General features: G+C 65.4%; 24 protein-coding genes. 21 read left to right on the top strand and 3 right to left on the bottom strand.

The annotated features are described in order from the left end of the window. The first annotated feature begins 99 nt into the window (after positions 1-99). From trmJ to PVZ77_RS18200, 20 genes are all read left to right on the top strand, one after another. Positions 100-888 (top strand): tRNA (cytosine(32)/uridine(32)-2'-O)-methyltransferase TrmJ, encoded by a 789-nt coding sequence (gene trmJ, locus PVZ77_RS18295; RefSeq protein ID WP_017639756.1) that lies wholly within the window; start codon positions 100-102, stop codon positions 886-888. 83 nt (positions 889-971) lie between these two features. Further along, positions 972-1469 (top strand): Fe-S cluster assembly transcriptional regulator IscR, encoded by a 498-nt coding sequence (gene iscR / locus PVZ77_RS18290; protein ID WP_017639755.1) that lies wholly within the window; start codon positions 972-974, stop codon positions 1467-1469. A 31-nt stretch (positions 1470-1500) separates the two neighbouring features. Further along, a complete protein-coding gene (locus PVZ77_RS18285) occupies positions 1501-2715 on the top strand; it encodes an IscS subfamily cysteine desulfurase (protein WP_263259550.1) in 1215 nt (404 codons plus the stop codon). A 27-nt stretch (positions 2716-2742) separates the two neighbouring features. Next, a complete protein-coding gene (gene iscU, locus PVZ77_RS18280; protein ID WP_007162419.1) occupies positions 2743-3129 on the top strand; it encodes a Fe-S cluster assembly scaffold IscU in 387 nt (128 codons plus the stop codon). A gap of 9 nt (positions 3130-3138) precedes the next feature. Continuing rightward, complete coding sequence (gene iscA / locus PVZ77_RS18275; protein WP_273807951.1) at positions 3139-3462, top strand: iron-sulfur cluster assembly protein IscA; 324 nt, start codon at positions 3139-3141, stop codon at positions 3460-3462. 8 nt (positions 3463-3470) lie between these two features. Then, positions 3471-3992, top strand: coding sequence for a co-chaperone HscB (gene hscB, locus PVZ77_RS18270; RefSeq protein ID WP_273807950.1), 522 nt, complete (start codon positions 3471-3473; stop codon positions 3990-3992). Positions 3993-4037: 45 nt separating this feature from the next. Continuing rightward, the gene (gene hscA, locus PVZ77_RS18265) at positions 4038-5897 is read left to right on the top strand and encodes a Fe-S protein assembly chaperone HscA (RefSeq protein ID WP_273807949.1); all 1860 of its coding nucleotides are present in this window, start codon (positions 4038-4040) and stop codon (positions 5895-5897) included. A gap of 7 nt (positions 5898-5904) precedes the next feature. Then, the gene (gene fdx, locus PVZ77_RS18260; RefSeq protein ID WP_273807947.1) at positions 5905-6243 is read left to right on the top strand and encodes an ISC system 2Fe-2S type ferredoxin; all 339 of its coding nucleotides are present in this window, start codon (positions 5905-5907) and stop codon (positions 6241-6243) included. Between the two features lie 11 nt (positions 6244-6254). Further along, positions 6255-6455, top strand: coding sequence for a Fe-S cluster assembly protein IscX (gene iscX / locus PVZ77_RS18255; protein WP_273807946.1), 201 nt, complete (start codon positions 6255-6257; stop codon positions 6453-6455). A gap of 91 nt (positions 6456-6546) precedes the next feature. Continuing rightward, positions 6547-6978: a nucleoside-diphosphate kinase gene (gene ndk, locus PVZ77_RS18250; protein ID WP_273807945.1), complete on the top strand. Its 432-nt coding sequence runs from the start codon at positions 6547-6549 to the stop codon at positions 6976-6978. Positions 6979-7071: 93 nt separating this feature from the next. Next, positions 7072-8211, top strand: a complete 1140-nt coding sequence (rlmN, locus tag PVZ77_RS18245; RefSeq protein WP_273807943.1) for a 23S rRNA (adenine(2503)-C(2))-methyltransferase RlmN — start codon at positions 7072-7074, stop codon at positions 8209-8211. A 10-nt stretch (positions 8212-8221) separates the two neighbouring features. Then, positions 8222-8992, top strand: a complete 771-nt coding sequence (pilW, locus tag PVZ77_RS18240; RefSeq protein ID WP_273807942.1) for a type IV pilus biogenesis/stability protein PilW — start codon at positions 8222-8224, stop codon at positions 8990-8992. Next, positions 8989-9957 (top strand): RodZ domain-containing protein, encoded by a 969-nt coding sequence (locus PVZ77_RS18235; RefSeq protein WP_273807941.1) that lies wholly within the window; start codon positions 8989-8991, stop codon positions 9955-9957. The genes pilW and PVZ77_RS18235 overlap by 4 nt, the downstream gene beginning before the upstream one ends. Positions 9958-9984: 27 nt before the next feature. Further along, positions 9985-11097: a flavodoxin-dependent (E)-4-hydroxy-3-methylbut-2-enyl-diphosphate synthase gene (ispG, locus tag PVZ77_RS18230; protein ID WP_231354549.1), complete on the top strand. Its 1113-nt coding sequence runs from the start codon at positions 9985-9987 to the stop codon at positions 11095-11097. A 24-nt stretch (positions 11098-11121) separates the two neighbouring features. Further along, positions 11122-12429, top strand: a complete 1308-nt coding sequence (hisS, locus tag PVZ77_RS18225) for a histidine--tRNA ligase (RefSeq protein ID WP_273807939.1) — start codon at positions 11122-11124, stop codon at positions 12427-12429. Positions 12430-12440: 11 nt separating this feature from the next. Next, entirely contained in the window at positions 12441-13082 is a 642-nt protein-coding gene (locus tag PVZ77_RS18220) for a tetratricopeptide repeat protein (protein WP_160923284.1), read from the top strand. Next, the gene (gene bamB, locus PVZ77_RS18215; protein WP_183628681.1) at positions 13082-14224 is read left to right on the top strand and encodes an outer membrane protein assembly factor BamB; all 1143 of its coding nucleotides are present in this window, start codon (positions 13082-13084) and stop codon (positions 14222-14224) included. The genes PVZ77_RS18220 and bamB overlap by 1 nt, the downstream gene beginning before the upstream one ends. Before the next feature lie 78 nt (positions 14225-14302). Continuing rightward, the gene (der, locus tag PVZ77_RS18210) at positions 14303-15790 is read left to right on the top strand and encodes a ribosome biogenesis GTPase Der (RefSeq protein WP_158892845.1); all 1488 of its coding nucleotides are present in this window, start codon (positions 14303-14305) and stop codon (positions 15788-15790) included. A 244-nt stretch (positions 15791-16034) separates the two neighbouring features. After that, the gene (locus PVZ77_RS18205; RefSeq protein ID WP_273807937.1) at positions 16035-17183 is read left to right on the top strand and encodes a pyridoxal phosphate-dependent aminotransferase; all 1149 of its coding nucleotides are present in this window, start codon (positions 16035-16037) and stop codon (positions 17181-17183) included. Further along, entirely contained in the window at positions 17171-17962 is a 792-nt protein-coding gene (locus tag PVZ77_RS18200; protein ID WP_273807936.1) for an amidohydrolase, read from the top strand. Before PVZ77_RS18205 ends, PVZ77_RS18200 begins: the two co-directional genes overlap by 13 nt. On the opposite strand, the gene PVZ77_RS18195 is transcribed toward PVZ77_RS18200, so the two are convergent. Then, complete coding sequence (locus tag PVZ77_RS18195; RefSeq protein WP_273807935.1) at positions 17963-19111, bottom strand: aminotransferase class V-fold PLP-dependent enzyme; 1149 nt, start codon at positions 19109-19111, stop codon at positions 17963-17965. 131 nt (positions 19112-19242) lie between these two features. Between PVZ77_RS18195 and PVZ77_RS18190 the strand changes: the two genes are divergently transcribed. Then, positions 19243-19704 (top strand): Lrp/AsnC family transcriptional regulator, encoded by a 462-nt coding sequence (locus PVZ77_RS18190; protein ID WP_133862755.1) that lies wholly within the window; start codon positions 19243-19245, stop codon positions 19702-19704. 244 nt (positions 19705-19948) lie between these two features. Here PVZ77_RS18190 and PVZ77_RS18185 read toward each other — a convergent pair whose 3' ends face one another. Together PVZ77_RS18185 and PVZ77_RS18180 are read right to left on the bottom strand one after the other, a co-directional pair. After that, on the bottom strand, positions 19949-20899 hold the full coding sequence (locus tag PVZ77_RS18185; protein ID WP_273807934.1) for an aldo/keto reductase: 951 nt from the start codon (positions 20897-20899) through the stop codon (positions 19949-19951). Positions 20900-20952: 53 nt separating this feature from the next. Continuing rightward, positions 20953-24258: an EAL domain-containing protein gene (locus PVZ77_RS18180; protein ID WP_273807933.1), complete on the bottom strand. Its 3306-nt coding sequence runs from the start codon at positions 24256-24258 to the stop codon at positions 20953-20955. Between the last annotated feature and the right edge of the window lie 65 nt (positions 24259-24323).

Below are 24323 nucleotides of genomic sequence, written 5' to 3'. Positions count from 1 at the left end.
AGCAGACTTCGCGGCGCTGGAAGGGGTATTCGTGGCCAGCGGGCGCCTGTGGGCGTAGTATACGGCGCCGATTTCCCGCGTCCGTTCGAGGATAGCCACGTGCTGCACAACATCCGCGTCGTTCTGGTCAATACCAGCCATCCCGGCAACATCGGCGGTGCCGCCCGGGCAATGAAGAACATGGGCCTGTCGCGCCTCTATCTGGTCGATCCCGAGGACTTTCCCAGTGGCGAGGCCAATGCCCGCGCCTCCGGGGCCAATGACGTGCTCGACGCCGCCATTGTGGTCGACACCCTGGAAGAGGCCCTGACCGGCTGCAGCCTGGTGCTCGGCACCAGCGCCCGCGATCGGCGCATCCCCTGGCCGCTGCTCGATCCGCGGGAATGCGCCACCACCTCCCTGGCCCAGGTGGAGCAGGGCGGCGAGGTGGCCCTGGTATTCGGGCGCGAATACGCCGGCCTGACCAACGAAGAGTTGCAGCGCTGCCACTACCACGTGCACATCCCCTCGGATCCGGCGTTCGGCTCGCTCAACCTCGCCGCGGCGGTCCAGGTGCTGGTGTACGAGGTGCGCATGGCCTGGCTGGCGGCGCAGAACCAGCCGACCAAGATGAACAAGGTCGAGGCCACCGCCATGCTCAACACCCAGCCGGTGACGGTGGAAGAGCTGGAGCTCTATTACGAGCACCTGGAGCAGACCCTGGTGGAGATCGGCTTCCTCGATCCGGCCAAGCCGCGCCACCTGATGAGTCGCCTGCGCCGCCTCTATGGGCGCGCCGGCATCAGCAAGCTGGAGATGAACATCCTGCGTGGCATCCTGACCGAAACCCAGAAGGCCGCCCGCGGCGAATCCCACCCGCGGACTATCCCTCCGATAGATAATGCCTGAGTGATTTGGTGGGTTTTATAGTTGACCTTTTTTGTCGGGAATCCGATAATCAGGTCATCCGATGCAACCCGCTCGAGTTCGTCATGAGACTGACCACCAAAGGCCGCTATGCCGTAACCGCCATGCTCGACCTGGCGCTGCACGCCCAGCGGGGCCCGGTGTCGCTGGCCGACATTTCCGAGCGGCAGGGCATTTCGCTGTCCTATCTGGAGCAGCTGTTTGCCCGGCTGCGCCGTGGCGCGCTGGTCAACAGCGTACGCGGTCCCGGCGGCGGTTATCAGCTGGCGCGCGACATGGGCGGTATCCATGTGGCCCAGGTGATCGATGCCGTCAACGAATCCGTGGATGCCACCCGCTGCCAGGGCGGTGGGGGCTGTCACCAGGGTGATACCTGCCTGACTCACCACCTCTGGTGCGACCTGAGCGATCAGATCCACACCTTTTTGAGTGGCATTACCCTGGCCGACCTGGTCGCCCGCAACGAGATCCAGCAGGTGGCCAAGCGTCAGGACACCAAGGCCTGTGCCAGCAAGCAATCGCCCTTAGCGGTCGAAAAAATCGAAGCGTCCACCATCGACTGAGCAGAGACGCCCGTCTGATTAGGAGTAACCGATGAAATTGCCGATCTACCTAGACTATTCCGCCACCACGCCCGTCGATCCGCGCGTCGCTCAGAAGATGAGCGAGTGCCTGCTGGTGGACGGCAACTTTGGCAACCCCGCATCGCGCTCCCACCTGTTCGGCTGGAAGGCCGAGGAAGCCGTGGAAAACGCCCGTCGTCAGGTGGCCGAACTGGTCAACGCCGACCCGCGCGAGATCGTCTGGACCTCCGGTGCCACCGAGTCCGACAACCTGGCCATCAAGGGCGCCGCGCACTTCTACCAGAACAAGGGCAAGCACCTGATCACCTCCAAGATCGAGCACAAGGCGGTGTTGGACACCACTCGCCAGCTCGAGCGTGAAGGCTTCGAGGTCACCTATCTCGAGCCGGGCGAAGACGGCCTGATCACCCCCGAGATGATCGAGGCGGCCCTGCGTGAAGACACCACCCTGGTGTCCATCATGCACGTCAACAACGAAATCGGTACCGTCAACGACATCGCCGCCATCGGCGAGCTGACCCGCTCCCGTGGCGTGCTCTTTCACGTCGACGCCGCCCAGTCCACCGGCAAGGTCGAGATCGACCTGGAAAAGCTCAAGGTCGACATGATGTCCTTCTCGGCCCACAAGACCTACGGCCCCAAGGGCATTGGCGCCCTCTACGTCCGTCGCAAGCCGCGCGTGCGTATCGAGGCCCAGACCCACGGCGGTGGCCATGAGCGTGGCATGCGTTCGGGCACCCTGGCGACCCACCAGATCGTCGGCATGGGCGAAGCCTTCCGCATCGCCAAGGAAGAGATGGTCCAGGAAAATGTCCGCATCAAGGCCCTGAGCGATCGCTTCTACCGGCAGTTCGAAGGCCTGGAAGAGGTCTACCTGAACGGCAGCCTGCTCCATCGCGTGCCGCACAACCTGAACCTGAGCTTCAACTACGTCGAAGGCGAGTCGCTGATCATGGCGCTCAAGGACCTGGCGGTCTCGTCCGGTTCGGCCTGTACCTCGGCGTCTCTGGAGCCGTCCTACGTCCTGCGCGCCCTGGGCCGCAACGACGAGCTGGCGCACAGCTCCATCCGCTTCACCTTCGGTCGCTTCACCACCGAAGAAGACGTTGACTACGCCGCGAGCAAGGTCACCGAAGCCGTCAACAAGTTGCGCGAATTGTCTCCGCTGTGGGACATGTTCAAAGAAGGCGTAGACCTGAGTCAGGTCGAGTGGCAAGCCCACTGACCCACCCTGATAAGCGAGGATTGAACCATGGCATACAGTGAAAAGGTCATCGACCACTACGAAAATCCGCGCAACGTCGGCAAATTCGACGCGGCCGATCCCGATGTCGGCACCGGCATGGTCGGCGCCCCGGCCTGCGGCGACGTGATGCGCCTGCAGATCAAGGTCAACGAGCAGGGCATCATCGAAGACGCCAAGTTCAAGACCTACGGCTGTGGCTCCGCCATTGCGTCCAGCTCCCTGGCCACCGAGTGGATGAAGGGCAAGAGCATCGAGGAAGCGGCGTCGATCAAGAACAGCATGATCGCCGAAGAACTGGCGCTGCCGCCGGTGAAGATCCACTGCTCGGTACTCGCCGAAGACGCCATCAAGGCGGCGGTCAGCGACTACAAGCAGAAGAAAGGCCTGCTCTAAGGAGGAACCATGGCGATCAGCATGACCGAGTCCGCCGCCCGCCACGTGCAGCGTTCCCTCGAGGGGCGCGGCAAGGGAGAGGGCATCCGCCTGGGCGTTCGTACCACGGGCTGCTCGGGGCTGGCCTACGTGCTCGAGTTCGTCGATGAATTCGCGACCGAGGACCAGGTGTTCGAAAGCCATGGCGTCAAGGTCATCATCGACCCCAAGAGCCTGGTCTACCTGGACGGCACCGAGCTGGATTTCGTGCGCGAAGGCCTCAACGAGGGCTTCAAGTTCAACAATCCCAACGTGCGTGGCGAGTGTGGCTGCGGCGAAAGCTTCAACATCTGAGGCCGGCCATGGGTAAGCCCTGTCACTTCGCGCTGTTCGAGATCCGGCCCGCCTTCGAGATCGACCAGGCGGGTCTGGCCTCGCGTTACCGCGATCTGGCGCGCACGGTCCATCCGGATCGATTCGCCGATGCGCCGGAGCGCGAGCGTCGCCAGGCGCTGGAGCGCTCGGCCGAGCTCAACGAGGCCTATCACGTGCTGCGCGCCCCGTCGCGCCGTGCGCGCTATCTGCTGGAGCTCGAAGGGCACGAGATGCCGCTCGAAGCGACCATCCAGGACACCGAATTCCTCATGCAGCAATTGCAGTGGCGCGAGGAGTTGGAAGACCTGCAGGACGCGGGCGACAGCGCGGGCATCCCCGCCTTTCGCCAGCGGCTCAAGGATGCGCAGCGCGACATCGAGCAGGCCTTCGCCGCGATCTGGCAGGACCCCGCCCAGCGCGAGCCTGCCGAGCGCCTGGTCCGTCGCATGCAGTTTCTCGACAAGCTGGCCAGCGAGATCCGCCAGCTCGAAGAGCGTCTGGACGATTAATCACAGGTGTCGCTCAGGCACCGACAACCATAAGCCGACTAGCCAATGGCTCTATTGCAGATAGCCGAACCCGGAATGGCGCCCAAGCCGCACCAGCGCAAGCTGGCGGTGGGTATCGATCTGGGCACCACCAATTCCCTCGTGGCCGCCGTCCGCAGTGGCGTGGCCGAGACCCTGCCCGACCTGCAGGGCGAGGTGATCCTGCCGTCCGCGGTGCGCTATGCCGCCGACGGCGTGGAAGTGGGGGCCGGCGCCAAGGCCGCCGCCGCCCAGGATCCCTTCAATACCATTCTCTCCGTCAAGCGCCTCATGGGGCGTGGCATCGCCGACGTCAAGCAACTGGGCGAGCAGTTGCCCTATCGCTTCGTCGCCGGTGAATCGGAAATGCCCTTCATCGATACCGCTGCCGGGCGCAAGAGTCCGGTGGAGGTCTCCGCCGATATATTGCGGGTGCTGCGCGAGCGGGCCGAGGCCACCCTGGGTGGCGAACTGGTCGGCGCGGTCATCACCGTGCCGGCCTATTTCGACGATGCCCAGCGCCAGGCCACCAAGGACGCCGCCCGCTTCGCCGGCCTGAACGTCCTGCGCCTGCTCAACGAGCCTACCGCGGCCGCCGTGGCCTACGGCCTGGACCGGGGCGAGGAGGGCGTGGTCGCCATCTACGACCTGGGCGGCGGTACCTTCGATATCTCCATCCTGCGCCTGACCCGCGGTGTCTTCGAGGTCATGGCCACCGGTGGTGACAGCGCCCTGGGCGGCGACGACTTCGATCATGCCATCGCCAGCTGGATCGTCCAGCAGGCCGGGCTGTCCAGCGATCTGGATCCGGGCACCCAGCGGCGCCTGCTGCAGAGTGCCTGCGCCGCCAAGGAAGCCCTGTCCGCTGCCGAGCGCGTCGAGGTCGGTCATGGCGACTGGTCGGGCGTGCTGGAACGCGGCACCTTCCAGGAACTCATCGCGCCGCTGGTCGCGCGCAGCCTCAAGGCCTGCCGCCGTGCCCTGCGCGATGCGGAAGTGGAGCCGGCGGACATCGCCGCCGTGGTCATGGTCGGCGGATCCACCCGCGTGCCCTATGTCCGTGAAGCCGTGGGCGAGCTGTTCGACTGCACCCCGCTCACCGACATCGATCCGGATCGTGTGGTCGCCATCGGCGCCGCCCTGCAGGCCGATTCCCTGGCCGGCAATCGCGCTGGCGAAGAATTGCTGCTGCTGGACGTCATCCCTCTGTCCCTGGGGCTCGAGACCATGGGCGGTCTGATGGAGAAGATCATTCCGCGCAACACCACCATCCCGGTGGCGCGGGGCCAGGACTTCACCACCTATCGCGACGGCCAGACCGCCATGCTGGTGCATGTGCTGCAGGGCGAGCGCGAACTGGTCAAGGACGCCCGCTCCCTGGCCCGTTTCGAATTGCGCGGTTTCCCGCCCATGGTCGCCGGTGCCGCCAAGATCCGTGTCACCTTCCAGGTCGATGCCGATGGCCTGCTCGGCGTCAGCGCCCGCGAGCTGTCCAGCGGCGTGGAAGCCAGCGTCCAGGTCAAGCCGTCCTACGGCCTGACCGACGGCGAGATCGCCAACATGCTGCAGGACTCCTTCCGTCATGCCGGTGACGACATGCAGGCCCGCGCGCTGCGCGAGCAGCAGGTCGAGGCCCGGCGGCTGATCGAGGCGGTCACCGCCGCCCTGGCCGCCGATGGCGAGCGCCTGCTGGACGCCGAGGAGCGTCAGGTGATCGAGCTGGAAATCGGCCAGCTGGCCGAGCTGCTGGACACCACCGACCTCCAGGCGCTCGAAGAGCGGACCAAGCGTCTTTCTCACGTAACCGATGCCTTCGCCGCCCGGCGGATGAACGCCTCGGTCAAGGCGGCCCTGGCGGGTCGTCGTCTCAACGATATCGAGGAGTAGTTCCATCATGCCGCAGATCACCCTGCTGCCCCACGCCGAGCACTGCCCCGAGGGTGCGGTCTTCGAAGCCAGCGAAGGCGAAACCATCATCGCCGCGGCCATGCGCAACGGCATCGAAATCGAGCACGCCTGCGAGATGTCCTGCGCCTGCACCACCTGCCACGTGGTCGTCCAGGAAGGCTTCGATTCCCTCGAGCCCTCCGATGAAGTCGAAGACGACATGCTGGACAAGGCCTGGGGCCTGGAGATGCGTTCGCGCCTGTCCTGCCAGGCGGTAGTAGGCAGCGAAGACCTGGTGGTGGAGATTCCGCGCTACACCATCAACCAGGTTTCCGAAGGTCACTGAGGACAGCTGTCATGGCACTGAAATGGACCGATGTGCTGGATATCGCCATCGAACTCAACGACGCCCATCCTGACGTGGATCCGCGCTACGTGAATTTCGTCAAGTTGCGCAATTGGGTCGTGGAGCTGCCGGAATTCGACGACGATCCCCAGCGGGGTGGCGAGAAGGTGCTGGAGGCCATCCAGGCCGCCTGGATCGAAGAGTCCGCCTGACGCATCGCCCGTACCGCGCTACGCTTTTCACCGGGACCCGCGTATAATCCGCGGGTTTCGTTTTTGCTCTATTCCCACATTCGGAGTTCACATGTCTGTTCAACGTACCCTGTCGATCATCAAGCCCGATGCCGTATCCAAGAATGTCGTCGGTGAGATCGTCACCCGCTTCGAGAAGGCTGGTCTGCGCATCGTCGCTGCCAAGATGGTCCAGCTGTCCGAGCGCGAAGCCGGTGGCTTCTACGCCGAACACAAAGAGCGTCCCTTCTTCAAGGATCTGGTCTCCTTCATGACCTCCGGTCCGGTCGTGGTCCAGGTGCTGGAAGGCGACAACGCCATCGCCAAGAACCGTGAGCTGATGGGCGCCACCGATCCCAAGAAGGCCGACGCCGGTACCATCCGTGCCGACTTCGCCGTCTCCATCGACGAGAACGCCGTCCACGGTTCGGACTCCGAAGCGTCCGCCGCTCGCGAGATCTCCTACTTCTTCGCAGCCACCGAAGTCTGCGAGCGCGTCCGCTAAGGATGAGCGCTGGCCAGGGAAGCGGCCAGCCCGCCTTCCTGGCACCGCCCGCGCCCTGCGCGGGCTTCAAACAGATTTCGTCGAGGTGATCCCATGACCATAGCCACCGATAAGGTCAATCTGCTGGGCCTGACCCAGCCGCAACTCGAGTCGTTCTTCGAGTCCATCGGGGAGAAGCGCTTTCGCGCCGGCCAGGTCATGAAGTGGATCCATCACTTCGGCATCGACGATTTCGACGCCATGAGCAACCTGGGCAAGGCGCTCAAGGAAAAGCTCAAGGCCGCCGCGGAAATCCGTGGTCCCGAGATCGTCAGCGAGGACATCTCCCGCGACGGCACCCGCAAGTGGGTGATCCGCGTCGCCTCCGGCAGCTGCGTCGAGACCGTCTACATCCCGCAGAACGGCCGCGGCACCCTGTGCGTGTCGTCCCAGGCCGGTTGCGCGCTGGACTGCAGCTTCTGCTCCACCGGCAAGCAGGGCTTCAACAGCAATCTCACCGCCGCCGAAGTGATCGGCCAGGTGTGGATCGCCAACAAGTCCTTTGGCAGCGTGCCCGCCAAGATCGACCGCGCCATCACCAACGTGGTGATGATGGGCATGGGCGAACCGCTGCTGAACTTCGACAACGTCGTCGCCGCCATGCGCATCATGATGGACGACCTCGGCTATGGCATCTCCAAGCGCAAGGTCACCCTGTCCACCTCGGGCGTGGTGCCGATGATCGAAGAGCTGGCCAAGCACATCGACGTCTCCCTGGCGCTGTCGCTGCATGCGCCCAACGACGAGCTGCGCAACGAGCTGGTACCGATCAACCGTAAGTATCCCCTGGCCATGCTGCTCGATGCCTGCCAGAGGTACATCCGGCAACTGGGTGAGAAGCGCGTCCTGACCATCGAGTACACCCTGCTCAAGGACGTCAACGACCTGCCCGAGCACGCCTTGCAGATGATCGAACTGCTGCGCAACGTGCCCTGCAAGATCAACCTGATTCCCTTCAATCCCTTCCCGCACTCCGGCTACGAGCGGCCGAGCAAGAACGCCACCCGCCGTTTCCAGGAGCTGCTGATGCAGGCCGGTTTCAACGTCACGGTGCGCACCACCCGCGGTGACGACATCGACGCCGCCTGCGGCCAGCTGGTGGGGCAGGTCATGGACCGCACCCGCCGCAGCCAGCGCTACATCGCCGTTCGTCAGCTCGACGGTGCCGAAACCGTAACGCCGCTCCAGGGCTGAGGGCGCGACCATGGCGATCACGCGCTTTGCGGCTGTCGCGCTCGTCCTGCTGGTCGGTGGCCTCGCCGGCTGCGTGACCGAGGGTGACCGCAACCCCATGGATACCCGCCAGGGACGGATGCAGGCCCGTGATGCCTACATTCAGCTCGGCCTTGGCTATGTCCAGCAGGGCAATACCGAGCAGGCCAAGGTGCCGCTGAAGAAGGCCCTGGAGCTGGATTCGTCCAGCGCCGACGCCCATGCCGCGCTCGGACTGGTGTTCCAGGCCCAGGGCGAAACCGACCTGGCCGATCAGGAATACCGCCTGGCCCTGCGCGAACGGCCCCACGATGCCCGCATCCTCAACAACTACGGCAGCTTCCTCTATGAGCAGGGGCGCTACAAGGATGCCTACGAACGCTTCACCCAGGCCGCCGAGGACAGCCTCTATCCGGAGCGCGCCCGGGTGTTCGAGAATCTCGGCCTGACCGCCCTGCGACTCAATCAGGTCGACTTGGGCAAGGAAAATCTGGAAAAATCCCTGCGGCTGGATCGCAATCAGCCCAGAGCCCTGTTCGAATTGGCTCAATTGGCCTACCAGACGCGCGATTACGTGCCGTCCCGGAGCTATTACCAGGCCTTCAGCCAGCTAAGCCCCCAGGATGCCCGCAGCCTGCTGCTCGGGATCCGTCTTGCCGAGGTGTTCAATGATCGCAACACCGCCGCGAGCTATGCCCTGCAGCTGAAGCGCCTCTACCCGAACTCACCTGAATATCGTCAACTTCAGTCGGAGCAGAAATGACCGCAGTGCAATCCGAAGCGGTACACGCCGGACGGGGCAATCCCGGTGAGATCTTGCGTCAGAAGCGGCTGGAGCTTGGCTGGAGCCAGGCCCAGGTCGCCCAGAATCTCAATCTCAGCGAGCGCATCATCGAGCAGCTCGAGTCCGGCAACTATCAGCAGATGCCGGGGCACACCTTTGCCCGCGGCTACACCAAGGCCTATGGCAAGCTGCTCGGCCTGGACCAGATCGAGCTGGTGCGTACCTTCGACGGCTATACCGGCACCGATGCCAAGGGCAGCACCGTGCACAGCCTGGGGCGGCTCGACGAGCCGGTGCGGCTGTCGCGCAATGTCCTGAGATTCGTCAGTTTCATCCTGGTGGTGCTGATCATCGCCATGGGCCTGTTCTGGTGGCAGGAGCGCAGTCGCCAGGCCTCCAGCGCCAGTGCCGTGAGCATGGAGCATGTCGAGGTCGAGGGCGCCGACGGCAAGACCGAGATCCATCCGATCGACGAGCCGGAAGAACAGCCTCCGGCCGCCGCCCAGCAACCGGCGACCACCGTGCCTTCCCCGGTGGGCACACCGACGCCGGATGCCAATGCCGTCGCCGCCATGACCGCCCCCACCGCCGCGCCCACCCCAGCCCCGGTAACGGGTTCGACTACGCCGGCCCCGACGGCGCCCACCGCAGCGGCTCCTGCCGCGCCGGCCAGCGCGGCACCCGTCGCCGGCAGCGACAGCCTGAACATCCGCTTCACCGCCAGTTGCTGGACGCAGGTCAGCGACGGTACCGGCAAGATCCTCTTCAGCGGCGTGAAGAAGGGCGGCGAGAGCCTCGAATACACCTCGATCAAGGCGCCGGTGAACATCCGTCTCGGCTTCGCCCGCGGTGCCCAGATCTCCTACAACGGCCAGGTCGTCGACCTTGCGCCCTACACCAAGGGCGAGACCGCCCGCATCAAACTCGGTCAGGCCGGACAATGACGTCCGGCGACCCCATGGGAAACCAGCATGCATAGCGAATCGCCCATCAAACGTCGGTTGTCCCGCAAGATCTGGGTCGGCTCGGTACCGGTCGGCGGCGATGCCCCCATCGCCGTGCAGAGCATGACCAACACCGAAACCTGCGACGTCGACGCCACCGTGGCCCAGGTCCAGCGCCTGCAGGACGCCGGTGCCGACATCGTGCGCATCTCGGTGCCCGACATGGACGCCGCCGAAGCCTTCGGTCGCATCAAGCAGCGGGTCAGCCTGCCGCTGGTGGCCGACATCCACTTCGACTACAAGATCGCCCTGCGCGTGGCCGAGCTGGGCGTGGACTGCCTGCGCATCAACCCCGGCAACATCGGTCGCGAAGACCGGGTCAGGGCGGTGGTCGACGCGGCCCGCGAGCGTGGCATCCCGATCCGCATCGGCGTCAACGCCGGTTCGCTGGAGAAGGACCTGCAGAAGAAGTATGGCGAGCCCACCCCGGAAGCCCTGGTGGAATCAGCCATGCGCCACGTCGACCACCTGGAGAAGCTGGACTATCCGGACTTCAAGGTGAGCGTGAAGGCCAGTGACGTCTTCATGGCCGTGGCCGCCTATCGCCAGCTGGCCACCCGCATCGAGCAGCCGCTGCACCTGGGCATCACCGAAGCCGGCGGCCTGCGCTCGGGTACGGTGAAATCCGCCGTGGGTCTGGGCATGCTCCTGGCCGAAGGCATCGGCGACACCATCCGCATCTCGCTCGCGGCCGATCCGGTCGAGGAGATCAAGGTCGGTTTCGACATCCTGAAATCCCTGCGCCTGCGTTCGCGTGGCATCAACTTCATCGCTTGCCCGAGCTGCTCGCGGCAGAACTTCGATGTGGTCAAGACCATGAACGAGCTGGAAGGGCGCCTGGAGGACCTGCTGGTGCCCCTGGACGTCGCGGTGATCGGCTGCGTGGTCAACGGCCCCGGCGAAGCCAAGGAGGCCCACGTCGGCCTGACCGGGGGTACGCCGAACAACCTGGTGTACATCGACGGCAAGCCGGCCTCCAAGCTGAACAACGACAATCTGGTGGACGAGCTGGAAGGGCTCATCCGCCGCAAGGCGGCCGAAAAGGCCGAAGCGGATGCCGCACTCATCGCGCGCAGCTGAAAGATCAAGGAATAAGGCCCTTTCGTGAGCAAGTCCCTGCAAGCCATCCGTGGCATGAACGATATCCTGCCGGAGCAGACTCCGGCCTGGCGCTACCTGGAACGTACCTTCGCGACGCTGCTCGATGGCTATGGCTATCACGAGATCCGTCTGCCCATCATGGAGTTCACCGAACTCTTCGCCCGCGGCATTGGCGAGGGCACCGACGTGGTCGACAAGGAGATGTACACCTTCCTCGACCGCAACGAGGAGTCCCTGACCCTGAGGCCGGAAGGCACCGCGGGTTGCGTGCGGGCCGTGCTCGAACATGGCATGACCGGCGGTGGCCAGGTGCAGAAGCTCTGGTACGCCGGGCCGATGTTCCGCTACGAGAAGCCGCAGAAGGGTCGCTATCGCCAGTTCCACCAGATCGGCGTGGAGGTGTTCAACCTGCCCGGTCCGGACATCGACGCCGAGCTGATCGTGCTCACCGCGCGCCTCTGGCAGCGCCTGGGCCTGACCGATGCCGTCACCCTGCAGCTCAACAGTCTGGGTTCCAGTGCCGATCGCGTGCGCTATCGCGAAGCCCTGGTGGCCTATCTGCAGGACCGCTTCGAGCAACTCGACGAAGACAGCCAGCGCCGCCTGACCACCAATCCGCTGCGCATCCTCGACAGCAAGAACGCCCAGACCCAGGCGCTGCTGCAGGACGCCCCGACCCTGGCGGATTACCTGGACGACGAATCCCGCGCCCACTTCGATGGCCTCAAGGCCCGCCTGGACGCCGCCGGCATCCGCTACCAGATCAATCCCAAGCTGGTGCGAGGCCTGGACTACTACGGCCGTACCGTCTTCGAGTGGGTCACCGACAAGCTGGGTGCCCAGGGCACCGTCTGCGCCGGTGGCCGCTACGACGGCCTGATCACCCAGTTCGGCGGCAAGCCTACCCCGGGGGTCGGCTTCGCCATGGGCGTCGAGCGCCTGGTGCTGCTGCTGGAAACCCTGGAGCGGCTGCCCGGTGATCTGCAGCGCCCCGCCGATCTCTATCTCTGCGCCTTTGGCGAGGCGGCCGAACTGGCCGGCCTCAAGCTGGCCGAGCAACTGCGCGATGCCCGTCCCGACCTGCGTCTGCTGGTCAACGCCGGCGCCGGCAGCTTCAAGAGCCAGTTCAAGAAGGCCGACAAGAGCGGCGCGCTCTGGGCGATGATCCTGGGTGAGGACGAACTGGCCGCGCAACAGGTGGCGCTCAAGCCGCTGCGTGGCGAGGCGCCCCAGGAAAAGGTCGACTTCGCGGCCCTGGCCGCCCGTCTGGACGAGATTTTGCCCCCGGCCGGTTCCGGTCGCGGGAATTGAGGAGAACGGATTTGAGTTCCATCGACGACGACAATCTGGTGGTCGCCAAGGCCTGGTGGCAGCGTAACGGCAAGCCGCTGCTGGCCGGTGGCGTCATCGCCCTGGTGGCGGTACTCGGCTGGCAGGGCTGGCAGCGTTATCAGAACAACCAGGCGCAGGGCGCCTCGGTGCTCTATCAGCAACTGGTGGAAGCCGCCCTGGCGCCCGGTGGCAAGGTCGACACCGCGCGGGTGACCGATACCTACGGCAAGCTCAAGCAGGATTATTCCGGTACCGCCTACGCCCAGTACGGGAGTCTCTTCGTCGCCAAGGTAGCGGTGGAGAACAACCGCCTGGATGACGCCGCCGCCGAACTCAAGGCCGTGGTGGACAAGCCCCACGACGCCGAACTCGGCGAGCTGGCGCGGCAGCGCCTGGCCCGGGTGCTGGCCGCCCAGGGCAAGGCCGAGGAAGGCCTCAAGCTGCTGGATGGCGAGGCGCCCAAGGCCTATGTCGCCAACCGCGAAGAATTGCGTGGCGACCTCCTGGTGGCGCTGAAGAAGCCGGCCGAGGCCCGTGCCGCCTATGAAAAAGCCCGCGCCGCGCTGCCCAACGATGCAGCCGAAGGCGTGCTGCAGATGAAACTCGATGATCTCGCCAAAGGAGACGCCTGATGTTGCGCTGGAAGCCTATCGCGGTACTGGGTCTCGCCCTTGCGGTCGTCGGGTGCAGCAGCACCGGCAAGAAGGAATTGCCGCCGGCCGAGCTGAAGGACATCAAGGCCGAAGTCCGGCTGGATGAAGTCTGGAGTCGCTCGGTGGGCGACGGCCAGGGCAAGGAATACAACCGCCTGGTACCGGCCGTGGACGGCCAGACGATCTTTGCCGCCGATGCCGATGGCCGGGTCATGGCGATGAATCGCGAGACCGGCCAGGTGCTGTGGAAGAAGGACCTGGACCTGCCGGTATCCGGCGGCGTCGGGGTTGGTTCCGGCCTGGTACTGGTTGGCACCCTGCGGGGCCAGGTGATCGCCCTCGACAGTGCCAGTGGCGACGAGAAGTGGCGCGCCCAGGCGTCCAGCGAGGTGCTGTCCGCCCCGGTGGTCAACAACGACGTGGTGGTGGTGCAGTCCCAGGACGACAAGCTGCAGGCCTTCGAGCTGGGCAGTGGCACCCGTCGCTGGATCTACGAAGACACCCAGCCGGTGCTGAGTCTGCGCGGTACCGGTGCTCCCCTGGTCACCAACCAGGTGGTCATGGCCGGTTTCGCCAGCGGCAAGGTGGTCGCCCTGGACGTGCAGCGCGGCCTGCCGCTGTGGGAACAGCAGATCGCCGTGCCCAAGGGCCGTTCCGAACTGGAGCGGATCGTCGACGTGGACGGCGGCCTGTCGCTGTCGGGCGACACCCTCTATGTGGTCAGCTACAACGGCCGCGTGGCGGCGCTCAATCCGGCCAACGGCCAGATCCTCTGGCAGCGGGATGCCTCCAGCTACGACGGCGTGGCCGAAGGCTTCGGCAACGTCTACCTGAGCCTGGACAACGGTACCGTGGAAGCCGTCGAGGAATCCTCGACCTCCGCGCTCTGGACCAATGCCGACCTGGCCCGTCGCCAGCTCACCGGCCCGGTGGTCTGGTCGAGCAACGTGGTGGTGGGCGACTACGCCGGCTACATCCACCTGCTGAGCCAGGTCGATGGGCGTTTCGTCGGTCGCACCAAGGTCGACGGTGACGGCGTCCGGGTACGGCCACTGGTCGTCGGCGACATGCTCTATGTTTACGGCAATGGCGGTAAACTCGTCGCCTATCGTCTGCGCTAGAAACTATTATCCTCAACCGATGGCCGCTACCGTGAAGTTCGGTAGCGGCCATCGTGTTTTCTGCTCTGGGAGAGCCGCATGGTTCCCGTAATTGCCCTGGTGGGGCGGCCGAACGTCGGCAAATCCACGCTTTTCAACCGCCTGACCAAGACCCGGGACGCCATCGTCGCCGACTTTGCCGGCCTGACCCGCGATCGCAAGTACGGCGAAGCCAAGTGGCAGGGACGCACCTACATCGTGGTCGACACCGGCGGTATCTCCGGTGACGAGGAAGGCATCGACCTGAAGATGGCCGAGCAGTCGCTGCAGGCCATCGAAGAATCCGATGCGGTGCTGTTCCTGGTGGACTCCCGCGAAGGCATGACCGTCGCCGATCAGATGATCGCCGAGCATCTGCGCAAGCGAAACAAGCGCACCTTCCTGGTGGCCAACAAGGTCGACACCGTCGACCCGGATATCGCCCGGGCGGAATTCAGCCCGCTGGCCATCGGCGACGCCTATCCCATCGCGGCGGCCCATGGGCGCGGCGTGAACAACCTGCTGGAAGACGCCCTGGGCGTCTTTCCCAAGGATGAGGTCGAGGTCGAGGAGCTCACCGAGGAGCAGGTGCGGGCGGCCGCGGAAGAGGGCGGTGACGTCTTCCGTCGCGTGCAGGGCATCGACGAGACCACCGGCATCAAGATCGCCGTGATCGGCCGGCCCAACGTCGGCAAGTCGACCCTGGTCAACCGCATGCTCGGTGAAGAGCGGGTGATCGTCTATGACCAGGCCGGCACCACGCGCGACAGCATCTACATCCCCTTCGAGCGCAACGAAGAACGCTATACCCTGATCGACACCGCCGGCGTGCGCCGCCGCGGCAAGGTCTTCGAGGCGGTCGAGAAGTTCTCGGTGGTCAAGACGCTGCAGGCGATCCAGGACGCCAACGTGGTGATCTTCGTCATGGACGCCCGCGAAGGCGTGGTCGAGCACGACCTCAACCTGCTCGGCTTCGTGCTGGAAACCGGTCGCGCCCTGGTGATCGCTCTCAACAAGTGGGACGGCATGGAGTCCGGCGAGCGCGACTATGTCAAGACCGAACTGGAACGCCGCCTGCTGTTCGTCGACTTCGCCGACATCCACTTCATCTCGGCGCTGCATGGCACCGGCGTGGGTCACCTGTACAAGTCGGTGCAGCAGTCCTTCGCCTCGGCCACCACCCGCTGGCCGACCAGCCGCCTCACCCAGATCCTCGAGGACGCGGTGCAGGAGCACCAGCCGCCGATGGTCAGCGGTCGCCGCATCAAGTTGCGCTATGCCCACCTGGGCGGCGCCAACCCTCCGCTGATCGTCATCCACGGCAACCAGACGGATGCGGTGCCCAAGTCCTATACCCGCTATCTGGAAAAGACCTATCGCCGGGTGCTCAAGCTGGTGGGTACACCGATCCGCATCGAGTACCGCGGTGGCGAGAACCCCTTCGAGGGCAAGAAGAACACCCTCACCGAGCGCCAGGTCAACAAGAAGCGCCGGTTGATGAGCCACCACAAGAAGGCCGAGAAGAAGCGCAAGGACAAGCGCCGGTAAGCCGGTCGGGCGTTGTGCAGGGAAGGGGGCTAATAGCCCCCTTTTTCTTTGTCAGAGGATTGGGGCGAGGAGGCTCCTCGCGCACCGAACTTCCCTCTTTCCCTTTGGGAGAGGGGATGTTTGGATCAAGCCTTGTACCCAGGCTATGCCTAGACCGCTGGCTGATCGGCATAGCACTACTTGCCCTCTCGCACAAAAAATCGCAGTCTGCCGATCTCCCTCCAGCCAGACCCGTGCCCGCGCGATGATCCAGAGCAAGCTTCCCGACCTCGCCGTCACCATCTTTACCCGCATGTCCCAGCTCGCCGCCCAGACCGGTGCGCTGAATCTGTCCCAGGGCTTTCCCGATTTCGACGGCCCGGCCGAGCTGCTCGCGGCGGTCGGTCGCCATGTCGCGGCCGGTCACAACCAGTACGCGCCCATGACCGGACTGCCGGCGCTGCGCCAGCAGGTGGCGGCCAAGGTCGCCCGCTTCTATGGCCGGGAGGTGGATGCCGAGGCCGAGGTCACCATCGTGCCCGGGGCTACCCAGGGGCTGTTCTGCGCCCTGCAGACGCTGGTGCGACCAGGCGACGAGGTGATCGTCTTCGATCCCTGCTACGACAGCTACGAACCCTCGGTGCAACTGGCCGGCGGGCGCTGCGTGCACGTACCCCTGGCGCTGCCGGGCTTCGGTATCGACTGGACGGCGCTGGAAGCGGCCCTGGGTCCGCGCACCCGCGCCATCGTGCTCAATACCCCGCACAATCCCAGCGGGGCCCTGGTCAGCGCGGCCGAACTGGATCGCCTGGCCGACCTGATTCGTGGTCGTGACCTCTACCTGGTCAGCGACGAGGTCTACGAGCACCTGGTCTACGACGGCGAGCGCCATGCCAGCGTCATCGCCCACGACGAACTCTATGCCCGCGCCTTCGTGGTCAGCTCCTTCGGCAAGACCTATCACGTCACCGGCTGGAAAACCGGCTATGTGGTGGCGCCGCCGGCTCTGTCGGCCGAGTTGCGCAAGGTGCACCAGTACGTGAGCTTCTGCGGGGTGACGCCGATCCAGGCCGCCTTGGCCGACTTCATGGCCGCCCATCCCGAACACCTTGGCGAGCTGCCGGCCTTCTACCAGGCCAAGCGCGATCTCTTCTGCGATCTGCTGGGCAACTCGCGCTTCGGCTTCCAGCGGGCCGCCGGCACCTATTTCCAGGTGGTCGACTATTCCGCCATCCGCCCGGATCTGGACGACGTGGCCATGGCCGAATGGCTGACGCGCGAGCATGGCGTCGCCGCCATTCCGCTCTCGGTGTTCTACCAGACACCGCCCGCGGACCTGCGCCTGGTGCGCTTCTGCTTTGCCAAGCGCGAAGACACCCTGCGTCAGGCAGCGGAGCGGCTATGCGCGATCTGACCCTCAACCAGGACCTGCGCCTGGCACTGGTGCAGAGTGAACTGGCCTGGCACGATCCGGCCGCCAATCGCGCGCATTTCGAGCGTCTGCTGACGTCAGTGGGCGACACCGACCTGGTCATCCTGCCGGAGATGTTCACCACCGGCTTTTCCATGGATTCGGCGACCCTGGCCGAGCCCGCGGAGGGGCCAACAGCGGCCTGGATGAGCGAACAGGCGCAGCGTCTCGGCGCGGTGGTCACCGGCAGCCTGATCGTGAGGGACGCGGATGGCCAGCACCGCAATCGCCTGTTGTGGGCGACGCCTGATGGCGATCTGCAGCACTATGACAAGCGCCACCTGTTTCGCATGGCCGGCGAGCACGAGCACTATGCCCCGGGCGAGCAGCGGCTGCGGGTGACACTCAAGGGTTGGCGGATCCGCCCGCTGATCTGCTACGACCTGAGATTCCCGGTGTGGAGTCGCGCCCAGGACGATACCGACCTGCTGCTCTATGTGGCCAACTGGCCGGCGCCGCGGCGCGGGCACTGGAACCGCCTGCTGCCGGCGCGGGCCATCGAGAATCTCTGCTATGTCGCCGCGGTGAACCGCCTCGGCAGCGACGGCAATGGCCATCCCTATGCCGGTGATAGCCAGGTGCTGGACTTCCAGGGTGAACCCCTGGTCGAGGCCGGCGCAGTAGCCGGCATCTTCCACACGACGCTCTCGGCGACGGCCCTCACAGCTTATCGCCAGCGCTTTCCGGCGCAGCACGATGCCGACGCCTTCCGCCTGGACTGATCAGGCCCAGAAGGGCGCTGGCTGGGCGGCGTGCTGATGGATCAGGGCGACGGCCTGGTCCACGTCCGCCGCGGTGGTGTAGCGACCCAGACTGAATCTGTAGCTGCGTGCGGCCTGTTCGGCGGTGAGGCCCAGACCCCGCAGCACATGGGAGGGCGCCGCCTTGGCCGAACTGCAGGCCGAGGTGGTCGAGAAGGCCAGCTGGCGTTGCAAAGACAGGGTATCCAGCGGCGTGGCGAAGGTCAGATTCGTGGTGTGGGGAATGCGCTGACGGGCACAGCCATTGAGCTGCATGCCGGGCAGAGTCCGGACCCCGGCCAGGAACCGTTCGCGCAACTGGCCGAGTCGCTCGTTCTCCCGCGCCATCGCCTGGCCGGCGAGGGCGAAGGCGGTCCCCATGCCGACGATCTGGTGGGTGGCCAGGGTGCCCGAGCGCAGCCCGCGCTCGTGGCCGCCGCCATGGATTTGCGCCTGCAGGGCGCCCTCGGCACGCGGACCCACATAGAGGGCGCCGATGCCCTTGGGCCCATAGGTCTTGTGCGCGGAAAAGGACATCAGATCGACTTCCAGGCCGGTCAGGTCGATGGCGACCTTGCCGGTGGCCTGGGCGGCGTCCACGTGGAAGAGGGCGCCACGGGCGCGCACCAGCCGGCCGATGGCGTCGATGTCGGTCAGGGTGCCCAGCTCGTTGTTCACCACCATCAGCGAGACTAGGCAGGTGTCCGCCCGCCAGGCCTGCTCGACGGCGGCCGGAGTGATGAGACCTGCCGCGTCCGGCGTCAGGTAGGTGACGGCGAAACCCTCCGCTTCCAGTTGGGCCGCGGTATCGAGCACCGCCCGGTGTTCCAGGCAACTGGTGATTAGGTGGCCGCGCCCGCGACGCCGGGCCACGCCGAGCAGGGCAAGATTGTTGGACTCGGTGGCGCCGGAGGTCCAGACCAGTTGCTCGGGCCGGGCACCGACCAGCTCGGCCACCTGCTGGCGAGCGGTGTCCACGGCGCGCTGGGCGTCGTTGCCGAAGGCATGGCCGCGGGAGGCGGGATTGCCGAAGACGCCCTGGCGCCCCAGGCAACCCAGCATGGCTTCGATGACGACATCGTCGACAGGAGTGGTGGCGGCGTAATCGAAATACAGGGGGTAAGCGTCCATGGCGGCCTCGCGCGTTTGAATGGAACTAGGCTAACGCTCGCGCTCGTGAAGAAATTTGCTTTTTTATCGTCTATTGGCGTTTTCGAGAGAATAGAATTCTCTCGAATAGCTTTTATGGGGAAATCCATTTCATGGATCGCTTCGATCGCGCCATTCTCGAGATCTTGCAGCAGGACAGTACCCGACCGGTGGCCGATATCGCCGAGCGTATCGGCCTGGGCACCACCGCCTGTTGGCGGCGAATCCAGAAGCTGGAGGAGCAGGGGGTCATCCGCGCCCGGGTGGCGCTGCTCGATCCCCGGCAGCTCAACGTGGGGGTGACGGTCTTCGTCTCGGTGCGCACCAACCAGCATGCCATGGACTGGCTGCAGCGTTTCCACGAGGCGGTGGCGGCCATTCCGGAAGTGGTCGAGCTCTATCGCATGGCCGGCGACACCGACTACCTGATGCGCATCGTGGTCCCGGACATCGCCGCCTATGACGGCGTCTACAAAAGGTTGATCCAGGTGCCGGGGCTGCTGGACGTCAGCTCCAGCTTCGCCATGGAGCAGATCAAGTACAGCACGGCCTTGCCGCTGGATTATGTGCGATGAGAGGGTTGGTCTATCGCGACCATGGGCCGCTCCTACGGCTAAATCGGAGCGCGTAGGAGCGGCCCATGGTCGCGATTGGATCCTATGATCGCTGCCAGACCGTAGGTTGGGCAGAGACGGCTTCATCGTCGAAGCCCAACACCGGCGGCGCCTTGAGACAGGACCTGTTGGGCCTCGCTACGCTCAGCCCAACCTACGGCGGCCCGTCATGACCGCGATGAAAGGGGTCAGGTGGCGCCAAGTGTCAGCGATAGGCGCTGACCTGATCCAGCAGGGTGATGTCATCGGCTGGCAACTGCAGCCGGGTCGCCGCGATCAGGTCGTCGAGTTGCGCCTGGGAGGTGGCGCTGGCGATCGGCGCGGTGATGCTGGGGCGGGCGATCAGCCAGGCCAGGGCGACCTGGGCCGGGGTAGCGTCGTGCTTTTCGGCGATCTCGTCGAGGCCGGCCAGGATGGCCACGCCGCGTTCGTCCAGGTAGCGCTTGACCATCTCCGCGCGCGAACCCTGCAGATCGTCCTTGGTGCGGTACTTGCCGGTCAGGAAGCCGCTGGCCAGGGAGAAATAGCTGATCACGCCCAGGCCGAGTTCCTCGACCACGGGCTCCAGGTCGGTCTCGTAGTCCTGGCGTGCATGCAGGTTGTAGTGGGGCTGCAGGCTCTGGTACGCCGGCACGCCCAGGCGTTCGGCGATCCTGGCCGCTTCGCGCAGGCGCTGGCCGCCATAGTTGGAGGCGCCGATCACCCGCACCTTGCCTTGCTCCACCAGCCGGGCGAAGGCGCCCAGGGTTTCCTCCAGCGGGGTATCCTCGTCATCGCAATGCGCCTGATAGAGATCGATGCGGTCGGTCTGCAGACGCTTGAGCGAAGCTTCCACCGCCTGCTGCACATAGCTGGCCTTGAGGCCCTTGCGGCCTTCGCCCATGTCCATGCCCAGCTTGGTGGCCAGGATCACCTGGTCGCGCTTGCCGCTGCGGGCGAACCATTTGCCCAGCAGGGTCTCGGATTCGCCACCGCTGTTGCCGGGTGCCCAGCGCGCATAGACGTCGGCGGTGTCGATGAAGGTCAGGCCTGCCTCGATCAGGGCGTCCAGCATGTGAAAGGACTGGGCTTCGTCCAGCGTCCAGCCGAAGACGTTGCCACCGAAGCAGAGTGGCGGCACCTGGAGGTCTGAGTGGCCAAGGGTACGTGTGTGCATGGAATCCTCATCCGGTTGGGGGAGTCATGCAGGTTACGACCGATGGCCGCGGCTCAAGGTTCGAGGCGTGACGACCCCGGCCACTCCCGCAGGGGGAGGGGTTTGCCGAGGGCATAGCCCTGGGCGTAGTCCACGCCGATGGTGCCGAGCAATTCGAAGGTGGCCTGGGATTCGACGAATTCGGCGATGGTCTCGGCGCCCAGGTGATGGGCGACCTGGTTGATGGACTCGACGATGGCGCGATCCAGCGGATCCTGGTCGAGGGTGCGGATGAAGCTGCCGTCGATCTTCACGTAGTCGACGCGGAAATGCTTGAGGTAGGCGAAGGAGCTGAGGCCGGCGCCGAAGTCGTCCAGGGCGATGCGGCAGCCGCGTTCGCGGACCTGGCTAATGAGGGCGGAGGCCACCGAGAGCTTGTTGATCACCGCGGTCTCGGTCAGCTCGAAGAGCAGGCGCTGCGGATCCAGCGGCGAGGCGGCGATCAGCTCCAGCAATTCGGGCAAGAAATCGGGATCGCTCAGGCTGTTGCCCGAGAGATTGATGCCCACGTGGAGCTCGGGTCGTTCCTGCAGCCAGGGCACCAGCTCGACCAGCACCTGGCGCACCACCCAGCGGTCGATGCTGCTCATCAGGCCGAAGCGCTCGGCAGCCGGGATGAAGGTGGCCGGCGAGATCAGCTGGCCCTGGACATCGCGCAGGCGCAGCAGCAGCTCGACGTGCTGCGCGGTGCTGCCGGTGGCACGCGTGGGGACGATGACCTGGGCGTGCAATTCGAAGCGGTGCTGTTCCAGGGCTTCGCGCAGGCCGCTGGCCATGAGGATCTCGCGGTGCTGGCGTTCCACGTCCTCGCTGCCGGCGCGATAGAGCGCCGCGCGATTGCGCCCCGCGTGCTTGGCGGTGTAGCAGGCCACGTCGGCCTGGCTCATCAATTCGGCCGGGCTGCGGGTCTCGGCGGTGATGGCGACGATGCCGGCACTGGCGCCAACGTCGTAGATCCGGTCCTGCCAGTTGAAGCGTACGGCACCTATGCTGGCGATGAGCTTTTCGGCGACGGCCTCGGCCTGTACCAGGTCGCAGTCGCGCAGCAGCAGGGCGAATTCGTCGCCGCCGATGCGCGCCACGGCGTCCGAGCCGCGCAGGGAATCGCGCAGCAGGGTGCCCAGTTCACGCAGCAGCAGGTCGCCGGCGGCATGGCCGGCGGAGTCGTTGACCACCTTGAAGCGGTCCAGGTCGATGAAGCACAGCGCATGCTGGATGGTGCCGGCCTGGGCCTGCTGCCAGGCGGCGTCCAGCTCCTGCTCGAACTTCAGGCGATTGTAGAGACCGGTGAGGGCGTCGTGGGAGGCGTTGTAGCTCAGCTCGCGCTGCAGGTTGCGGGCATGGGTGACGTTCTGGAACACCAGCACCGCGCCGATGATGTGGCCATCCACCGTGCGTACCGGCGCGGCGGAGTCCTGCACCTCGTGTCTTTCACCCTGGCGGCTGAGCAGCACCGCGCCTTCGTCCAGCGAGGTGATGGTCTGCTCGCGCAGGCAGCGGGTCACCGGACTGGGCAGGACCTCGTCGCTCTGGCTGTCGTGGATGCGGAACACCTCTTCGTGGCGGCGTCCCTGGGCATCCGCCAGCGACCAGCCGGTGAGCTGCTCGGCGACCGGATTGAGAAAGAGGATGCGGCCGTCCATGTCGGTGGTCAGCACGGCGTCGGCGATGGAAGCCAGGGTGACCTGCAGCCGTTCCTTTTCTTCGTAGAGCGCCGTGGTCAGCTGGTGATGCTCGGTGACGTCGCGGTTGCTGCCGACCATGCGGCAATAGCCGTCGCCGCTTTCGATGGCGATGACTTCAGAACGGATCCAGCGAACGACGCCATCCCGGCGAACGATGCGAAACTCGTGCTCGTAGGAGGACAGGCTGCTGATGGAGGCACGGAAGAGCCTCATTGACGCCTCGCGATCCTCGGGATGCAGGGCTTCGATCCAGGTCGCCAGCGCGTAATTGCCATCGATCAGCGGCAAGCCATAGAGCTGGTGGACCTTGGCATCGGCGATGAATTGACGGCTGCGACCGTCCCACTCCCAGATGCCAACGTTGCTGGCACGAATCGCCAGTTGCAAGCGCTCGCGCAGATGCGCGCTGACTTCATCGGCGCGTCGCTCGGCATCGATATCCCGAACCTGCAACAGATAGCCCGTCAGTAGATCCTGGTCGTTGTGGTCTGGCGAGCAAGCCATCATCACCCAGAGGGCATGGCCGTCATGGTGACGGAGTCGCAGCGTCTGCTCGTGCTCGCCCAGGTCGGGCTCGGCCTGGGCGTCGGCCAGCAGATCGCCTAGGGACTGGCCTTCGAGGGCATGGCGCGAATAGCCCAGCATGGTTTCCAGAGCCGGGTTGACGTCCGACAGCAGCCCCTGGATGGACACCAGCGCCATGCCATAGGGGGCGGTCTGCATGGCGTGTCGATAGCGTGCCTGATTGCGCAGCACCCGCTGATGCTGATGGCGGCTCTGTTGCACCGCCGATGCCAACAACAACGGCGGGATCTGCATCAGTGCCACGGGTATGTAGGTGAGCGCCTGGGTGGCCAGGGACGCGCCGGTCAGATCAATGACATGATCGTAGGCAAGCAGGTTGCCCAGCAGGAAGATGTTGAGTCCGCCGATCAGCGCCGTACCCTCTACGGTGAGCCGCATGGTCAGCATCAGCAGCAGCATCGCCAGGTAGACGAAGGGGTAGGGCAGGTAACTCAGGATGCAGATCGCCAGCAGAGGGCTCAGGCCCAGCAGGGCGATGAATTCCTTGCGCCCGTATGGCGTGAAGGTAGCCAGCGTCACCGGCCAGCGTAGCAGCGCCAGGGGTAATACCGTGAGAAGCCCCAGGGCGTCACCGATATACCAGTGCACGGCCACAGTCAGCAGTCTGGCTTCCCCGGTGAGACCCATCATCAGGGTCCCCAAGGCCGCGCCTAGTAGCGGCGGCAGGAGGACGCCATAGATGAGCAGGCGGCCCATCGCCGCGACGTTGCGATTGAATACCAGATTCTGCCGCTGCAACAGCGTGGTGCCCAACAGAATCTCGGCAAGATTGCTAGCGCCGAATCCCAGGCCATGCAGCGCTGTCCCGCCCGTCAGGAGGTCCGCCAGCACGGCGGCAACCAGAATGGCGCCAGCCTGTAGCGGCCACCGTTGCGGCGGACTGCGCAGTAGCCACGCCAGCGCCAGACCATTGGGTAACCACAGCGCCGGTACCGCACTGGGATCTTGGCCGGTCAGTGTCAGGCACAGCAGAGAAGAGAGCAGGAACACGCCGCAGAGTGCCAAGGCGCTACCCAAGGCGGGCGGAAACCGAAGCAAAGATACGTTCATCGACCGTCCGTAACGGACCGCTTTCGGCGTGGCGCTGCACGGCGGGAGCGGAGATTCCTCAAAGC

It is taken from the genome of Pseudomonas sp. SHLD1 (assembly GCF_028640935.1).
Classification (GTDB): domain Bacteria; phylum Pseudomonadota; class Gammaproteobacteria; order Pseudomonadales; family Pseudomonadaceae; genus Chryseomonas; species Chryseomonas aestiva.
This window is presented reverse-complemented; position numbering and strand designations above follow the sequence as displayed.

Coding starts and splice junctions, on each gene's coding strand:
- iscR (WP_017639755.1), top strand. CDS start 972: ATGAGACTGACCACCAAAGGCCGCTATGCCGTAACCGCCATGCTCGAC.
- PVZ77_RS18285 (WP_263259550.1), top strand. CDS start 1,501: ATGAAATTGCCGATCTACCTAGACTATTCCGCCACCACGCCCGTCGAT.
- iscU (WP_007162419.1), top strand. CDS start 2,743: ATGGCATACAGTGAAAAGGTCATCGACCACTACGAAAATCCGCGCAAC.
- iscA (WP_273807951.1), top strand. CDS start 3,139: ATGGCGATCAGCATGACCGAGTCCGCCGCCCGCCACGTGCAGCGTTCC.
- hscB (WP_273807950.1), top strand. CDS start 3,471: ATGGGTAAGCCCTGTCACTTCGCGCTGTTCGAGATCCGGCCCGCCTTC.
- hscA (WP_273807949.1), top strand. CDS start 4,038: ATGGCTCTATTGCAGATAGCCGAACCCGGAATGGCGCCCAAGCCGCAC.
- fdx (WP_273807947.1), top strand. CDS start 5,905: ATGCCGCAGATCACCCTGCTGCCCCACGCCGAGCACTGCCCCGAGGGT.
- iscX (WP_273807946.1), top strand. CDS start 6,255: ATGGCACTGAAATGGACCGATGTGCTGGATATCGCCATCGAACTCAAC.
- ndk (WP_273807945.1), top strand. CDS start 6,547: ATGTCTGTTCAACGTACCCTGTCGATCATCAAGCCCGATGCCGTATCC.
- rlmN (WP_273807943.1), top strand. CDS start 7,072: ATGACCATAGCCACCGATAAGGTCAATCTGCTGGGCCTGACCCAGCCG.
- pilW (WP_273807942.1), top strand. CDS start 8,222: ATGGCGATCACGCGCTTTGCGGCTGTCGCGCTCGTCCTGCTGGTCGGT.
- PVZ77_RS18235 (WP_273807941.1), top strand. CDS start 8,989: ATGACCGCAGTGCAATCCGAAGCGGTACACGCCGGACGGGGCAATCCC.
- ispG (WP_231354549.1), top strand. CDS start 9,985: ATGCATAGCGAATCGCCCATCAAACGTCGGTTGTCCCGCAAGATCTGG.
- bamB (WP_183628681.1), top strand. CDS start 13,082: ATGTTGCGCTGGAAGCCTATCGCGGTACTGGGTCTCGCCCTTGCGGTC.
- der (WP_158892845.1), top strand. CDS start 14,303: ATGGTTCCCGTAATTGCCCTGGTGGGGCGGCCGAACGTCGGCAAATCC.
- PVZ77_RS18205 (WP_273807937.1), top strand. CDS start 16,035: ATGATCCAGAGCAAGCTTCCCGACCTCGCCGTCACCATCTTTACCCGC.
- PVZ77_RS18200 (WP_273807936.1), top strand. CDS start 17,171: ATGCGCGATCTGACCCTCAACCAGGACCTGCGCCTGGCACTGGTGCAG.
- PVZ77_RS18195 (WP_273807935.1), bottom strand. CDS start 19,111: ATGGACGCTTACCCCCTGTATTTCGATTACGCCGCCACCACTCCTGTC.
- PVZ77_RS18190 (WP_133862755.1), top strand. CDS start 19,243: ATGGATCGCTTCGATCGCGCCATTCTCGAGATCTTGCAGCAGGACAGT.
- PVZ77_RS18185 (WP_273807934.1), bottom strand. CDS start 20,899: ATGCACACACGTACCCTTGGCCACTCAGACCTCCAGGTGCCGCCACTC.
- PVZ77_RS18180 (WP_273807933.1), bottom strand. CDS start 24,258: ATGAACGTATCTTTGCTTCGGTTTCCGCCCGCCTTGGGTAGCGCCTTG.